Origin of the sequence: Streptomyces sp. NPDC059696 (assembly GCF_042733745.1) — a bacterium.
In the GTDB taxonomy this organism is placed as follows: domain Bacteria; phylum Actinomycetota; class Actinomycetes; order Streptomycetales; family Streptomycetaceae; genus Streptomyces.
In genome coordinates this window covers 45,922-61,612 of the sequence record NZ_JBHWFG010000036.1, presented here as the reverse complement: position 1 = coordinate 61,612, position 15,691 = coordinate 45,922, and the positions used below count along the sequence as shown (strand labels likewise).

At 70.1% G+C, this 15,691-nt stretch carries 12 protein-coding genes; 6 read left to right on the top strand and 6 right to left on the bottom strand.

The genetic code is table 11. The annotated features are described in order from the left end of the window. Positions 1 to 61 precede the first annotated feature (61 nt). The 5 genes from ACFV20_RS30585 to ACFV20_RS30565 all read left to right on the top strand — a co-directional run bounded on the left by ACFV20_RS30585 (position 62) and on the right by ACFV20_RS30565 (position 5,668). Entirely contained in the window at positions 62 to 1,075 is a 1,014-nt protein-coding gene (locus ACFV20_RS30585) for an ABC transporter permease (RefSeq protein WP_385662448.1), read from the top strand. Continuing rightward, on the top strand, positions 1,072 to 1,908 hold the full coding sequence (locus ACFV20_RS30580) for an ATP-binding cassette domain-containing protein (RefSeq protein WP_385662445.1): 837 nt from the start codon (positions 1,072 to 1,074) through the stop codon (positions 1,906 to 1,908). Before ACFV20_RS30585 ends, ACFV20_RS30580 begins: the two co-directional genes overlap by 4 nt. A gap of 76 nt (positions 1,909 to 1,984) precedes the next feature. Beyond that, positions 1,985 to 3,013 carry a LacI family DNA-binding transcriptional regulator gene (locus ACFV20_RS30575; protein WP_385662442.1) on the top strand — a complete coding sequence of 343 codons (1,029 nt, stop codon included), beginning with the start codon at positions 1,985 to 1,987 and terminating at the stop codon, positions 3,011 to 3,013. A 121-nt stretch (positions 3,014 to 3,134) separates the two neighbouring features. Further along, positions 3,135 to 4,148, top strand: a complete 1,014-nt coding sequence (locus ACFV20_RS30570; RefSeq protein WP_385662439.1) for a LacI family DNA-binding transcriptional regulator — start codon at positions 3,135 to 3,137, stop codon at positions 4,146 to 4,148. 185 nt (positions 4,149 to 4,333) lie between these two features. Continuing rightward, positions 4,334 to 5,668: a glycoside hydrolase family 68 protein gene (locus tag ACFV20_RS30565; RefSeq protein ID WP_385662436.1), complete on the top strand. Its 1,335-nt coding sequence runs from the start codon at positions 4,334 to 4,336 to the stop codon at positions 5,666 to 5,668. A gap of 280 nt (positions 5,669 to 5,948) precedes the next feature. On the opposite strand, the gene ACFV20_RS30560 is transcribed toward ACFV20_RS30565, so the two are convergent. The 4 genes from ACFV20_RS30560 to ACFV20_RS30545 form a co-directional block, all read right to left on the bottom strand. Further along, a complete protein-coding gene (locus ACFV20_RS30560; RefSeq protein WP_385662433.1) occupies positions 5,949 to 6,332 on the bottom strand; it encodes a hypothetical protein in 384 nt (127 codons plus the stop codon). Continuing rightward, a complete protein-coding gene (locus ACFV20_RS30555) occupies positions 6,329 to 7,708 on the bottom strand; it encodes a pre-toxin TG domain-containing protein (protein WP_385662430.1) in 1,380 nt (459 codons plus the stop codon). The genes ACFV20_RS30560 and ACFV20_RS30555 overlap by 4 nt, the downstream gene beginning before the upstream one ends. Before the next feature lie 494 nt (positions 7,709 to 8,202). Continuing rightward, positions 8,203 to 8,988 carry an alpha/beta fold hydrolase gene (locus tag ACFV20_RS30550; RefSeq protein ID WP_385662427.1) on the bottom strand — a complete coding sequence of 262 codons (786 nt, stop codon included), beginning with the start codon at positions 8,986 to 8,988 and terminating at the stop codon, positions 8,203 to 8,205. Between the two features lie 210 nt (positions 8,989 to 9,198). After that, positions 9,199 to 13,470 (bottom strand): trypsin-like peptidase domain-containing protein, encoded by a 4,272-nt coding sequence (locus tag ACFV20_RS30545; protein WP_385662424.1) that lies wholly within the window; start codon positions 13,468 to 13,470, stop codon positions 9,199 to 9,201. A gap of 377 nt (positions 13,471 to 13,847) precedes the next feature. Between ACFV20_RS30545 and ACFV20_RS30540 the strand changes: the two genes are divergently transcribed. Further along, the gene (locus ACFV20_RS30540; RefSeq protein WP_385662421.1) at positions 13,848 to 14,195 is read left to right on the top strand and encodes a hypothetical protein; all 348 of its coding nucleotides are present in this window, start codon (positions 13,848 to 13,850) and stop codon (positions 14,193 to 14,195) included. 160 nt (positions 14,196 to 14,355) lie between these two features. Here ACFV20_RS30540 and ACFV20_RS30535 read toward each other — a convergent pair whose 3' ends face one another. Further along, a complete protein-coding gene (locus tag ACFV20_RS30535; protein WP_385662502.1) occupies positions 14,356 to 14,964 on the bottom strand; it encodes an SUKH-4 family immunity protein in 609 nt (202 codons plus the stop codon). Positions 14,965 to 15,256: 292 nt separating this feature from the next. Continuing rightward, positions 15,257 to 15,643, bottom strand: a complete 387-nt coding sequence (locus ACFV20_RS30530) for a gas vesicle structural protein GvpA (protein ID WP_385662419.1) — start codon at positions 15,641 to 15,643, stop codon at positions 15,257 to 15,259. Positions 15,644 to 15,691: the final 48 nt, after the last annotated feature.

Here is a 15,691-nt window from a genome sequence, read left to right as displayed (position 1 = left end):
TCGTCCTCCTGCCGCCCTGAAGGGACGGATCAGGACTTCTGTCTTCCGACAAGGACCTCGCATGACTGCCACGTCCACGCCACCCTCCACGTCCACGCCGTACGCCGAGCTCACAGCGCCGACCAGAGCCCGCAGGCTGCTCACCCAGCCGACCACCGGCCCCCTGATCGCCCTGCTGTTGGCCTGTGTCTTCTTCTCCGTCTCCACCGACCAGTTCCTCACCGGCGGGAACTTCTCGCTGATCGTCCAGCAGGTCATGGTCGTCGGCACCCTGGCCATCGGCCAGACGCTCATCATCCTCACCGCGGGCATCGACCTGTCCTGCGGAGCGGTGATGGCGTTCGGCAGCATCGTGATCGCGAAGATGGCCGCCGAGGGCTCCCTGCCACCGCTCGCCGCGATCGCGCTGGGCCTGGTCGTCTGCGGCGGCTTCGGCATGCTGAACGGTGCGCTCGTGCAGAAGATCCCGCTGCCGCCGTTCATCGTCACGCTCGGCATGCTCAACGTGGCGTTCGCCCTGACGCACATCTACTCCGAGGAGCAGACGGTCAGCAACCTGCCCGGCCCGCTGACGGCTCTCGGGCAGACCTTCCCGCTCGGCAGGACCGACATCACCTACGGCTCGCTGGTCACCATCGCCCTGTTCCTCCTCCTCGCCTACGCGCTGAGCAGCACCGGCTGGGGCCGGCACGTCTACGCGCTGGGCAACAGCCCGGAAGCGGCCCGGCTGAACGGCATCCGCACCTCCCGGCTGACCATCGGCATCTACACCGTGGCCGGTCTCCTCTACGGCGTCGCCGCCCTGCTGCTCATCTCCCGCACCGGAGTGGGCGATCCGCAGGCCGGGCAGACCGACAACCTCGACAGCATCACCGCCGTGGTCCTCGGCGGCACCAGCCTCTTCGGCGGACGCGGCTCGGTCCTGGGCACGTTCATCGGCGTCCTCATCGTCGGCATCTTCCGCAACGGTCTCCAGCTGATGGGCGTCGCCTCGATCTACCAGACCCTGATCACCGGCGTCCTGGTGATCCTCGCGGTGACCGTCGACCAGATCTCCCGGAAGAAGGCCCGATGACCACCACCCCCTCCCCCACTCCGGTCCTTCAGGCTCGCGGTCTGGTCAAGCGCTACGGCCAGGTCACCGCCATCGACGGCGCCGATTTCGACCTGCTGCCCGGCGAGGTCCTCGCCGTGATCGGCGACAACGGCGCCGGCAAGACCAGCCTCATCAAGGCGCTCACCGGAGCGGTGGTGCCGGACGAGGGCGAGATACGCCTGAACGGCGAGCCGATCCAGTTCTCCGGCCCGCAGAGCGCACGCGCCCACGGCATCGAGACGGTGTACCAGGACCTCGCCGTGGCGGCGTCCATGGACATCGCCTCGAACATGTTCCTCGGCCGCGAGCTGCGCCGCCCGGGCGTCCTCGGCAGTGCCTTCCGCATGCTCGACAAGAAGCGCATGCGCCAGGAGGCCGCCGAGCACATGGCGGATTTGAAGATCGGCCTGCGCTCGCTGACCCAGGCCGTCGAGACACTCTCCGGCGGACAGCGGCAGGCCGTCGCGGTGGCCCGCGCGGTCGCCTGGGCCCGCAGCGTCGTCGTCATGGACGAACCCACCGCCGCCCTCGGCGTCAAGGAGTCCGGTCAGGTCCTCGACCTGATCCGCCGTGTCCGCGACAAGGGCATGCCGGTGGTTCTGATCAGCCACAACATGCCGCACGTCTTCGAGATCGCCGACCGGATCCACGTCCACCGGCTGGGCCGGCGTGCTGCCGTGATCAAGCCGTCCGACTACTCCATGGCGGAGGTGGTGGCCATCATGACGGGTGCCCTCACCGTCGACGAGGCCGGAGATACTGTCGTAGCGGATTCCGAGGCCGCGAAGGCCGCCGGAGTCCAGGCCACCTGACAGCGCAACCCGCTCCCGCATGTTCCGGCCGAGGCCGCGGCCCGGAACCGGGGAGCATCCAGGAGACGGTTACTCCATGGCAGCAAGCCGCAGACCCACCTTGGCCGATGTCGCCAGAGAAGTGGGTGTCAGCGCCAAGACGGTATCCCGAGTCCTCAACGAGGACGGGCCCGTCTCGGCCCGGACGCGGGAGCAGGTACTGGCCGCGGTCGCCGAGTTGGGTTTCCAGCCGAACCTCATGGCCCGCAACATCCGCGTCGGCGGTCCGGACACGACCGTCGGGCTGGTCGTCCCCGACCTGGCGAACCCCTTCTTCGGGGCCGTGGCCCGCGGGATCGAGGACACCGTCCGGGGCCGCGGACTGACGCTGCTCATGGGCTCGTCCGCCGACGACCCCGAGCGCGAACGTGCCTTGACGGCCCAGTTCCTCGCGCGGCGTGTCAGCGTCCTGGTCGTCGTGCCGTCCGTCGGCGCCGACCACTCCGACCTCAAGGCGCACCGCACCGCGGGGTTGCCGGTCGTCTTCCTCGACCGCCCGGGGGTCGGCCTGTCCACGGACAGCGTCGTCAGCTCCAACCGCGCGGGGGCTCAGGAGGGTGTCGCGCACCTGATCGCCCACGGGCACCGCCGTATCGGGTTCGTCGGCGACCTGCCGGTCAAGCTGTACACCCGCCGCGAACGCCTCGCCGGATACCGGGCCGCCCTGCAGGAAGCCGACATCCCCTACGACCGCTCGCTGGTCGTCAGCGCGCACGATCAGCAGGGGGCGGAGGCCGTGACGGCGCGACTCCTGGAACGGCCCGATCCCCCCACGGCCCTGTTCGCCGGGAACAACATCATGGCGCTCGGCATCGTCGCCGAACTCGCCCGCAGCAAACGCAAGCACGTGGCCGTCGTGGCCTTCGACGACGTCTCCCTCGCCGAGGCGCTGGAGCCGGCCCTCACCGTCGTCGCCCAGGACCCGGAGGAGATCGGCCGCAGCGCCGCCACCACCGCCTTGGCCCGGCTCGACGGCGACCGCTCCCGGGCCCGCACCATCACCGTGCCCACCCGGCTGGTCGTCCGTGGGTCGGGAGAGCAACGCATCCCGGACGCAGATCTCTGACGGTCCCCCGCGCGAGCGGTGGACGCCCGAAGGAGCGGGCAGTTGACGGGCCCGGCCGGCACCAGCGACCGAGGATGTGCGTGGCAGGAGGCTGATCTGCGAGTTCGGGTACTGTACGGCCGTGGGAGAACGGGCGACCATCGGCGATGTCGCGGCCCGGGCCGGCGTGGGGGTCGGCACGGTGTCGCGCGTCCTGAACAACAGCCGGAACGTCAGCGAGGACACCCGCGAGCGCGTGCTGCGCGTGATCCGGGATCTGGACTACCGGCCCAACCGGCGCGCTCGGGCCCTGTCCACGGGACGCACCCAGAGCATCGCCGTCATCGCGCCCTTCGCCACCGAGCCATCGGTCGTCGAGCGGCTGCGCGGCATCTCACACGTGCTGCAGGGCAGCGACCACGACCTCACCCTGCTCGACGTGGCCACACCGGATCAGCGTGATCAGCGCTACCGGGCGGCGGCGGGCGGCGACCGCTTCGACGGGCTGCTGGCGATCTCGCTCGCTCCCACCGACGACGACGTGGAGCAGCTGGCACGGGCAGGTCTGCCCACGGTGCTGCTGGACTGCGAGCACCCGGACCTTCCCCGTGTGGTGATCGACGACGTGCGCGGCGGCATGCTGGCGACGCGTCACCTGCTGCAACTCGGCCATCGCCGGATCGCGTTCATGGGCGAGGTCGCCGACGGCCGTTTCCGTTTCCACGCGAGCGCCCGGCGTCGCGAGGGCTGCGAGCTGGCGCTGCAGGCCTACGGACTCGCGCTGGAGGAGCCGTACGTACGGGTCGGACCCCACGGCCGCGCGGTGGCGCACCGCCTCACCGACGAGTTGCTGGCCCTTCCGGTGCCCCCGAGCGCGATCGTCACCAGTTCCGACACTCAGGCGCTGGGGGTGATCGAAGCGGCGAACTCGGCGGGCGTGAGGGTTCCTCAGGAACTGTCCGTGGTCGGCTTCGACGACCTCGACGTGGCGGCCTACGTAGGGCTGACCACGGTACGCCAGCCCCTGCGCACCAGTGGCGGGATCGCCGCGCGCCTGCTGCTGGAGCACATCGGCCGGCCTCTTGGCGGCTCGATCGAGAAGATGCTGGAACTGGAGCTCGTTCCCCGGCGTACGACGGCCGCCGCGGGAACCTGATCGGCGTTGCGCCGAAGACGTCGTTGGATCGGTTCCATTTACTTCCACCACGCGACTCCGACCGCTGCTCGTACGTGAATCTTCACCTCACAAGTTCACTGGATTTGCCTACAACTGAGGTACCGTCAGTCATGGAACCGGCTCCACAGCTTCCATTCGTTCCCTCCTCCCCCCAAGGGTGACGTATGTACAGAGCAAGACGAGTGCTGCTCCGGCTGGCGACGGGTCTGGCAGCCCTCGCGACGTTGAGCGGTGTCATCACTCCCGCCTCCGCCTCCCCCCATGACACGTCCCGGACGGGCGCACGGCAGTACACTGCCGACGACGACTACACAGCCGTCTGGTCCCGCGCGGACGCCCTGAAACTGCGGCAGGACAAGACCAACACCGCCCCTCGCGTGTCACCCGACTTCCCGGTGATGACCGACAAGGTGTGGGTGTGGGACACCTGGCCGCTCACCAAGCTCGACACCCGGACCGCCACCTACAAGGGCTGGCACGTCATCTTCTCGCTGACGGCGCCGCGCTCGGTGCCGTTCGGCGACCGGCACTGGTACGCGAAGATCGGCTACTTCTACTCGCGTGACGCCAAGAGCTGGAAGTACGGCGGCGACCTGTTCCGGCCCGGCACCTCGTTCGGCTCACGTGAATGGGCCGGCTCGACGGCGCTCATCGGCGACAAGGTGCAGTCCTTCTACACCGCCTCCGGGCGCGACAACGGCGGGGTCGACCCCAGCGACGCGCTGCAGCGTCTGGCGCAGGCGACCGGCAGGATCCACGCGGACAAGAACCGCGTATGGTTCTCCGGCTTCCAGGACCACCGCATCATCGCCCAGGCCGACGGCAAGCTGTATCAGACCCTCGAACAGTCGCAACAAGGCCCGATCATCTACGCCTTCCGCGACCCGTTCGTCTTCCGCGATCCGCGGGATCGCAGGGTCCACCTGCTGTTCGAGGGCAACACGGGCGGTACGGCGGGCACGTACCGGTGCACCGACCGTGACATAGGTGACGTGCCGGCCGGCCACGAGGTGCCGGCCGACGCGAAGTACTACACGGGCAACATCGGGCTGGCCACGGCCGATGGCGACCGCATGGAGAACTGGAAGCTCCAGCCCCCGCTGCTGTCGGCCAACTGCGTGAACCAGCAGACCGAACGGCCGCATCTGGTCATCCGCGGCGGCAGGTACTACCTGTTCACGATCAGCCACAAGTTCACGTTCGCGCCGGGGCTGAGCGGCTGGGACGGCCTCTACGGGTTCGTCGGCCCGGGGCTGCGCGGTGGCTACCGGCCGCTCAACGGCAGTGCGCTGGTGCTGGGCAACCCCGAGGACGCCCCGACGCAGCAGTACTCGCACTACGTGATGCCCAACGGGCTGGTGGAGAGCTTCATCGACACCGTGCCGACGGCTGACGGCGGGACCCGCTTCGGCGGCACCCTCGCACGCACGCTTGTGCTGTCCCTGAAGGACGACAGGACGAGACTGACCGGTCAACTGGACTACGGCTACATTCCGTAGACCAGCCTGAGCGGGTCGAGGGGGCGGCTGATGCAATCGGCCGCCCCCTGCCCGCGGTCGGCGCCGAACCGTCCGCCCGGACGAGGCCGGAAGGGGCTGTGAGCGCGGGCGGTTGCCCGCTGCCACGGTCCCGGTCGGACCGTGGCGTCGCCACCGATGGACAGGCATGCCGCCTGAGCGAGAACGCGGTGACGTTCACCCGCGTCACCGACAGGTGGTGGCACTACCGGCGGTGGGCGCGGCCGCCCGCCGCGCGTGCGGCCCGGCGTGGCTTGCTCACCTACCCGGCCGTCAGCACCTCCAGAGCGGCTGACGCGGCGTCCACCACGGAGGGCCAGGCAGGGGAGGCCAGGAACCGTTCGTCCGGCTGGTCACGGCCGACCTCGTCCAGAGCACGGGTCAGTTCGCCGGCCAGTTTGCTCATGGCCTCGACCTCCGCATCGCTGGCCAGGGTCCTGCCGAGCGCGGCCCGCGGGTCCGCGAGCACCGTGGTGTCGTCGTAGAGGATGTTGACGGTAAGCGTGAGGTCGTCGTAGTAGTCCGCCGACGGGTACTCTCGGTCGACCCATACACGCTGCTGATACGCCGGATCCGCCAGAGCACGGACGGATGCGATGATCTCCGCGCGCATGTCGGGGAGCGTGATGTCATGTCGTGCTGTCACGGCTTGTTCCAGGCCTTCCACTTCAGCCATTCGTCCAGGGGAATGTGGGCTGCCCGCGCATTGTCCTTGATGGAGCCGCTGATGGGCTTGCCGTCGCGGCCGATGACCTTGCCGCCCGAGTTGATGACGACATGGTCGACCTGCTGATAGACCTGCGAGTTGTTCGCATTCCCCTGGTCGATTCGGACCCCGTTGCCCTTGCCGTCGTTCCAGCGGTAGCCGACGCCCTTGCTGTTGACCTGCTCGAATTCCTTGAGCGACGGGGGAACCTTGTCGTAAGCCTGGCGCGACAGCCAGCCGTCGATCTTGCCCGTGGCCTTCTCGGCCTTCATGGCCTCCCTGAGCTCCTCGGCCTTGATCGCGCCCTTGCCCGCCTTCATCCAGCGCAGCAAGATCACCGAGCCGAGCAGCCGTTCGGTCGGGCTCAGCTTTTCGCCGGTGACGGTGCCTTCACCGGTGATCGCCTCGATGATGCCCTTGCCGTCGCCGATACCCGGCAGCAAGTCCAGCAGGGCGGAGGTCATGGCCTTCTGCGCCGCGTCTTCGAGCGGAGAGCTGCCGCCCTTGCCGAAGTCCTTGAGAGCCTCGGAGAAGTCGATCTTGCCGATCGTGGGGAGTTCCCGGAGTTTCTGGGCTGCCTTGGCGATCTGCGGAACCGCTTTGTTGAGCTCCGCCATCCCCCGGTTGGCCTCGGCGATCCCCTCGTTCGCCTTCTGCATGCCGGCATTGGCTTTGTCGATACCCTTGTTCATCTGGTCAAGGGCCTTGTTGACGTCTGCGACAGCGGAGTTCATCTTGTCGAGACCGGAGTTCATCTGATTGAACCCCTTGATGATGTCGTCAAGGGCCTTGTTCAGTTCCGGGTCCGTGATGAAGTCGGCGATGGCGTTGATCGCGATGATGCCGTAGTAGACGGCGCGGCCGAGGGCAACGGCCGTCTCGATGCCGTGTCCGAGTTCCAGGGTGATCTCGCGCAGTTTCTTCTCAGCCTGGTCCTCCAGCTTCTTGATCTCTGCTTTGGTCTGGGGCGACAGGTTGTCGCTCGAGGTGAGGCGCGCCTTGGCCGAGAGGAGGTCCACGTACTGGTTGATGTGCTTTTCGACGTCGGCCTTCAAGAAGGCGTCGTCCCGGTGTTCGTTCGTGGCGGCGTGCGTGCCGTGGGCCACGATCAGCAGTACCGGTATCCCGTAGATGGAGACGCGGCCGAGTTTCGCGAGACACGTCAGCCGCTTGTCCAGGGGCGTGTTGTCGCACGTGGTCATCGGCTTCTTCGCCGATGCCGTGGTCGCCGCCGAGGCGGCGGTCGCTCCGCCGGTCAGCAGAACCGAGAGGGCCGTGGTCAGGGCGGCCAGCTTGAGGGTGAGGCGGTGCTTCATTGCTCCCCGTGTTGGTCGGTCGTCTGTGACACCGCGAGGAGGGCAACAGGGACGGGCCCGGCACCGAGGATTCCCCCACCTCGGACACATGCTGCGTTTCCCCCGCGTGTCGTGTGAAGGAGATGTAAGCACACATAGCGACTCAGTTGTTACTTGCGGGTAGTGATTTGAGGGAGAATTGAGATTGATGCTCGTGTAGCGGACGGGCCAGGGTGTGTGGCTCACGGGCGGGTGCCGAGGACGCCGGACAGGCCGACGCGGTCCGGGCAGGCCGGCGCCGCCGACGTTGCGCGTGCCGCCGGCGCGCTTCCGGCACGATATGGGCGAGGTCGCTCCCGAGGCTGAACACCTGGGACGAAAGGGAGGGCACCCTCCGGCGGTCGAGTTCAAGGCCCTGGCCCGGCATGGCCGGCAGGGGTGCCGGAGGCCGTCTTACGTCAAGGTCCCTCCAGGCTGAGCCAGTTGGTCAGGCTCGGAGGAACACAGCGCCGGGGTCAGCGCCGTACGTGGGCGGCCGCCTCTGCGATGAGGTCGGCCACGCGCTCGGGGATCTCGTTGGGAAGGAAGAACACCGCGCCCGCGATCGTCACCACCCGGATGTGCGGGCACGCTTCGAGCACGCGCCGCTCCTGCGCGGTGAGCCCGCCGTCCCCCTTTTCCGCGTGCACGACCCAGGTCGGGACACCCGCCGCGCACAGCCGCTCGGCCCGCTGTTCGTGCCGGTGCAGCCACCGCAGGTACGCGCGCAGAGCCGGCTGCTGGTGGCGCGGTACGTTCCTCGCGAAGTCGGCCCGCAGTTCATCCCGGCGCTCGGCGGGCAGGTCGACTTTACCGACCATCGCCGCCGCGCCCTTGGCGAGCACCGCGGCCGGCACGCCGCCGAGCGCATCGCCGGCCCGCACCAGGGCGCGGAAGAAGGCCGGTTCGTCCGCCGGCGACATGCTGACGGCGAGCAGCACCGTCGGCCCGGTGAACACCCCGGAGACCACCATCTCCAGCGCGACGACGGCACCCATGCTGAACCCGACGACGACATCGGCGCCGACCTCGGTGGCGAGGGCGGCGGTGAGTTCGGCGTACCGCTCGACGCTGTACTCGTCCGGCGGAGGTGCGCCCGCCTGGCCGGGCAGCGTCGCGGCGACGAGCCGCAGCCTTGCCAGGCCGGGCTGCGCCATCACCTCCGCGTAGGAGCCCGCGCTGCACATGCCGCCGGGCAGCAACAGCACGGTGTCGCGACCGTCGGCCGGTCCTGACTGCCTGAGCTGCCAGTCCACGCTCATGCCACATCGCCTCCAGGCTCCCGGTACACGGCCGGCCCTTCAGCCCCATGCTAGGCCGACCCCACCAGGCCCGCGTTCTTCGAGGTCGCCGGTCTTGCCGGCGTAGACGAAGAGGGTCTGGTCGGGGTCGCCGGGCAGGGAGAGGGTCTTGTAGGTGATGTCGAGACGGGATGTGACCCTGCCTACGGCAGAGCGCCCCGGCCGCGGCGTTCAGTCGCACGGCGGTTCCGCCGGCGTCCCCTCGGGCAGCAGCTCTTTCTCGGCGTCGGTGTAGTCACGCGCGGCGGCGGCGCACAGCGTGCGGAACTGCTCGTCGGGGCGCAGGTCGAACGTCTGGCGCAGGGTGCCGGTGTCGACGGTGAGGCGATGGTCGCGCACGGAGCCGGTCACCCAGTCGCCGTCGGCGACCGGCAGCATTCCGGAGGCGTCGTCGCCGGTCAGGTCGTGGATCCGGACCACGTCCTTGCTGAACACGGACGTCACGACGCTGTGCCCCGGGCCGAACCCGATCAGGGCGTCGTTGCCCGTGGCGGGCGCGCCGCCGTGCAGGGTCCTGCGGCGGTCGACGTCCCAGGTGCGGACCTGTCCGTCGGTGTTCTGCACGGCAAGGCGTGAGCCGTCCGCGTCGAAGGCGAGCGGTCCTGTGACGTAGGAGGTGCTGAACGGCACGCTGACGGCCCGGCCGGGCAGTGTGGTGATACGCCGGGGAACGGTGACGTCCCACAGCAGGATCTCGCCGGTCAGGGTGCCCGTCCGGGTGATCGCGGCGACCTGCCCGGGGTGGCCCGGGCGGCCCACGATCTGGCCGCGCGCGAAGATCTGCCTGTCGAAGCCGCCGCCGCTCCAGTTGGGTGCCGGGTGGGCCAGGAAGGGCCGCGTGAGCACGGTGCCGTCCGCCGCGTCGACGCGGACGAGTCTGCCCTCCACCGTCAGCAGAGCGATCTCACCGCCCTGCAGGGCGGTGACCGCGTCCACCTCGCCGCCCTGCGTGGCCATGACCCGGTCCAGTGCCTTCGCCTTCGGCAGGACGTCGTCGAGCGGTACACCGTCGCCGAGGTCCCGCACGGGATAGGACCCCTGCAGGTTGCCCTGCCGACCCCACACCACGATCCGCTGCGAGTCGGCCGTCCACAGAGGCATCCAGTCCACGCCCTCGGGAGGAGGCGGCAACGACACCGCCCGGTGGCGGGTGCGGGAGGCGTCGAGGACCTCCAGGCGCCGGTCGGTGGCCAGGGCGATGTAGCGCCCGTCGGGCGAGAGGCTGTACTTCCCCGCGTCCTCCGAGAACCGCGCGCTGCCGGCCGGTTGTGCGCGCACGGCCAGCAAGGCCGTGCCGACGGGCACGAGGACGGTCAGCCCGCCCCCGGTGCGCGGGAAAGCCGCGACGCCGCTGTAGGCGGTGCCCTCGCCCCCGGTGGGCACGCGCGTGCGGTAGGACCGGCCGGTGCGCAGGTCGGTCAGCGTCACCTCGGTGTAACCGGCCTCGTCGTTGTCCGCCCCGAGGGCGACACCGTAGCGCGCCGTCGCGTCCGCCGTGCCGACGTCACCCGGCAGTGCGGTCCTGGGGCCGGGTGCCCTGCCGAGTCGCTGCGCGTACGGTTTCCCGATCTGCGTTCTGATCAGGAGTTCACCGCCGTCGCGCAGCAGAGCGCCACCCAGGTCCGAGGTGGTGGAGGCATGCCGGAGGCGGCCGGTGGTGAGGTCGCGGACCTCGATGCGCTGGCGCAGCTCGTCGTGGGTGTAGCTGACCGTCGCGAGGGTCCGCGCATCGGAGGTGAACGCGGCCTCGTTCAGGCCGGTCTCGGGAAGCAGGCCGTCCGGCAGGGGGATGCGGGCCCCGGAGGGGACGTGCCAGGCTTCGATGAAGGCGGGGACGCAGCGCCGTTCGCCGTTGGCGCACGGGATGCCGTGGTCGTCCGTCGTGCGCAGCAGCCGTGTGCCGTCGCTGCTGAAATCCAGTGCGCCACCGGCGTCCTCGGGCAGTTCGTGGTCGGCGGGCTCCAGGGTGAGGGGATGCCCGGGGTCGCTCAGCCGCCACAGCCGCACCTCCTCACCGGCTGTTGCGGCGAAGTGGCGGCCGTCGGGGCTCAGGGCGGTCAGCAGCTTCCCCTCCGGGACACCGGTCAGCTGTCCCCGTGCCCTCGGCTTGCCGTGCAGTGCCCCGGTGACCACGGTCATCGTCGGCCGGTCGCCGCCCCCGGGCTTCGACTGCACGACCAGGACACGGCCGTCCGGGGTGGCGTCCATGCCGGTGACCCGTCCCCGCCACACCGATGGATGGCTGCCCACCAGGTACTGCCCTCGCGCGTACTGCTGCAGCAGCGCCTGCCGGGTCTGCGGGGTCTGTTCGGTCCTCCATCCGGCCAGGGCGAGTTGCAGCGCGGTGGTGGGGTCGGTGGCCGGGCGGTCCTGGGAGAGCCGGGCGAGAAGGCCGGCTGCCTGAGTACGCAGTTGCTGCTCGGCGGTCCTGAGGCTGTGCCAGGTGGAGATCGACAGGACGATGGCGAGGACCGTGAGGACGGCCAGGGCCGCGACGGCGCTCTGCCGCAGGCGCGTGCCCCGCCGGGCGTGGCGGCGGCTGAGCAGGATGTAGGCGCGCTCGCCTGCGGAGATGTCCTCGGGGTGCTCGGTCAGTGCGCGGGTGGCCTCCGCAAGGTCGGATCCGCTGAGCAGCCGGGCGGGCTCCCGGTTCTGGGTCTGCCACCGGTGCAGGTCGGCCCGGAGCTGTTCCTGCCAGCGGCGGAAGTCCCGGGACGCGACGAGCCATTCCCTCAGGCGTGGCCAGAGCCTGGTGAGCGCCTCGTGCGCGAGGTCCACGATCTCGTCGCGCTCGGCACCTCCGGGTGGGCGGGAGAGGACGACCAGTTTGCCGGGTGCCAGCTCCCGTGCCAGGACGAGGAGTTCGGGCGCCAGGTCGCTCGTGCGGACAGGCCTGCGGGTGAAGGTGTCGCCGTCCGCCGGCCGGGCCAGTTGCACGAACAGGCGCCGCGCGCGCTCCTGGCGGGCTCCGGTCAGCTCGGCCAGGGCGCGGTCCGCGTAGGTGACGAGAGCGCCCGCCACACCGCCGAGTTCGTCGTAGGCGGAGTGGGTGAGCATCGACCGGGTGCGGCGCTGCCACAGCTCGGTCAGGGCGAACTGGACCAGCGGCATGCGCCCGGGCTCCGCGCCGGCGTCGGCGACGATCCGCTCCGGCAGACCGGGTTCGAACCAGAGCCCCGGTACGGCATCGACAGGTGCCGTCACCGCACGCCGAAGGTCCTCGTCGGCCAGCGGGGCGAGGAACTGCACGGCGTCGCTGAGCAGGTCGGAGGTCCCGGTCGTCACCAGCGTGTCGAGGGAGTCGGGCCGCGCGGTGGCGACCACCCGCAGCACCGCACCGTCCTGTCGGCCCGCCAGCGCGGCGAGCACACCCAGGAGGTCACGCGCGGCTTGCGGTTCCGCGCTCGCGTATTCCTCCAGCTGGTCGACGAAGAGGACGTGCCCGGCGCTTCCCGCGTGGGCGAGGACCCTTGCGCGCAGCTCGGTGGGCACGTCGGGGCCTGTTTCCAGCAGTCCGGCCAGCTCCTCGGCCTTGACGAGCCGGTCGACCTCGCCCAGCCGCGGCTCCAGGACGCCGGTCAGCGCCCGGGCGACGACCGCGGACGCCCGTACCCCCGGCACCGGCCGCAGCTCGGACACGCTCATGCCGTCGTCCCGTAACCCGGGCAGCACACCTGCCCGTACGAGGGAGGACTTGCCGCACCCCGACGGCCCCGCCACCAGCGTCATCGGCCGTCCGCGCACGGCGGCGCGCACCCGGGCGGTGTCCTCGTCCCGGCCGTGGAAGAACTCCGCGTCGTCCTCCGTGAAGGGCGCGAGCCCGCGATACGGGCAGCGCGGCGGCACGGTCCGCTCGTCGACCAGGTCGGCCGAGGGCAGCAGATACGCGGTCCGGTCGCCCCGGTCCGCCGCGACCGTCATGCCGACGACGCCGTCCTGGGCGTCGTCCCAGACCGGGGCTCCGCTGAACCCCTCGGCGATCACCGGCCCCGGCTCGTGCGCCTCCATCTGGGTCCAGCCCAGGCCCTGTCCGGCCCGCAGGGTGCCCGAGGCCCACTTGCCGTGGTCGGCGCCGACCGGATAGCCCTGCACCCGGAAGGTGTGCCCCCACACGCCGGTGCCGTCCACGAGCGACGCCGGGCGGGCCCCCGCCACGGGTGCGTCCAGGCGCAGCAACGCGACGTCCGCCCCGCCGTGCCGCCAGGACACCACGGTCGCCCGGGCCCGGGGACGGCCGTCCAGCAGTGGGAAGTCGAGGTCCACCGGCCGGTCGGGCGCTCGCTCCACGTCATTCGGCACCCGGACGGCCCGGGCCACGACATGGGCGCAGGTGCACACCAGGTCGGCAGCGATGAGGAATCCCGCCCCCACGATCCCGCCGGCGGCCGAGTGGATCCGCACCTGCGATGCCTCCAGGACATCCTTCCCCCGTCCGACGGCCATACGTCTCTCCCTCACCCCGTGGCGCACAGGCACCGTGGAGAAGCATCGTCCGCCCCCTACGGCACTCGCCTCAAGGGCGCCCGGCAACGACCGGGGGTTCCCACACTCCCCCGCCCGGCGATTGATGCTTCACGCCAGGTGCCGTGCTTCGTGGCGAATTGCCGCCGTTGACCCCTGCGGTTCGCTCATGCGACCTTCGGACCGCCCTCGCACTGGGGGCATCACTCGACTGAGAGGACACCATGGTGAAGACGGGCAAGAGCACGCGCAGAGGTTCAGCAGCCGTGGTCATGTTGTCGGCGGTCGCCATCGCAGCGGCCATGGCAGCACCTCCCGCGGTAGCGCACGGCGGTATGCCGGCCCGGGAATCGCCGGCGGTGACACGAGGCGCTCTGAGCGACCCGACGCCCGAGGAGCAGGAGAAACTGCGAGAAGTGGCCGGTGCGATATGGAGCCCCACACTCGCGGCCGGCTGGAACATGAACGCGGACGTGGCCGACGTCCTGTCGACCGCCACCGGAGAGATCCTCCGGTGCAGCCAAGCGTTCGCTCTCGTGCCGCGGCCGCCCGGCTTCGTCCCCGGACTCGGCTACCTGGTCAATTACTGGAAGAACCTGCGCGACTACTTTCTCGCGGTCAAGGACAACCGGACGTATCGCGCCTGCGTGGTCACCGCCGCCGCCAACTATCGCTCACCCATCGAGATGGCTTCCATGGGCGTCTGAGCCGACGCGGGAAGAGTTCAGCGCCTCATACACGATGCGCCCGCCAGCCGGGGTCAGGCGGAGCTGGAAGCTGGTCGGTCAGGCTTGTGAGGCTCGTCGTGGGGCGCCGGCCTGTGTTCCGCGGCAGACCGCGCTGTGCTTGGGCGGCGTCGGTCAGCGGTCACCCGGACAGGGAACGGGCCGCCAGGCTGCTGCCTTTGAAGCGCTGGCCCATGGCGATCTCGTCGCCCACCACCGACCAGACGCTCTCCTCGTCCTCGAAGGGGACGGGATCCATGCTGCCGATCTCCTCACGGATGCGATCGACCTCGCCGTCCAGGCGCTCGAAGTCGGCCTCCTCGTCACCGCTGAACGCGAACTCCTCCAGCAGGCGCTGGAAGCGGAGGGCTACCTGGATCAGTGACGAGACGTCCGTGTGGAGTTCCCGCACGGTTTCCTCATCGGGGTCGAAGGCGTGCACGGTGCCCGATACGGGATCGAGAGCGAGGTGCGCATTGAGCAGCCAGCCGACGACAGGCCAGGCGCCCGCGCCCTCCGCGGCGTCTTCGAAGTCCTCGATGTGCACGACCTGCCGCACAAGGGGCAGCACGCCGTCGTCCTCGTCTGGTCGGCGCAGCAGGAGTGTCCCGGTGGGGGCGCCGACGGTCTGCAGGAGGCGGGCGCCCGCGGTGCCCGCGGCGGCAGGCGGGAAGGCGGTGGCGGGCAGGGTCGCGATCCGGTCCTCGCCGAAGATGCCGACGAGTTCGCTGCGGGTGACATCGAAAAGCACAGCCTGGAAAACTCCGAACTCGGCGGCGGGCAGGGACACCGTGGGACTCTCGGTGGACCGACACGTTAACGGCGGAAGTGTCAACTGGTCGACTCCCCCAGGAGGCCGCCGCGAGCAGTCCCACTGCCGCGACGCCCATCCTGAGAAGGTGCGCCGACCAGCCGAGACGAAGACCGAAGAACCAAGGCCGAAGACCGAAGACCAAGGCCGAAGGCCGAAGGCGGGGACGGTGCAATCATGGCCGCGTCACGGTGCATGCCCCGGCGTGGTCGCCGCTGTTTTCTGTACGGCTCTATGAACGGCCGCGTCCTGCCTGACGTTTGCGGCCTTCGTCCCGGGCCTGCTGGAACGCGTCGGCGACAGTCTCCGCAGCACCGGACAGGACACCCTTGGTCTTGCCGCGGGCACCGGACTCGGTGATCTTCCCCGCGAGCTCGGTGAGCCCGGCCGGCTTGCGCGGTCCCGCCTCCAGATCGAGACGGTTGCACGCCTCGGCGAAGCGCAGGTACGTGTCCACGCTGGCCACCACGATCCGGATATCGATCTTGAGGATCTCGATGCCTACGAGTGAGACGCGTACGAACGCGTCGATCACCAGCCCACGGTCGAGGATGAGCTCAAGAACGTCGTAGAGGCCGCTGGAACCGCCCCCACCACCCTGCTGCGTCGCGACGGTCATCGCGTTCACCCCTCGTCACCCGTGTCGTTTCCCCGCATGAAGCTGCTG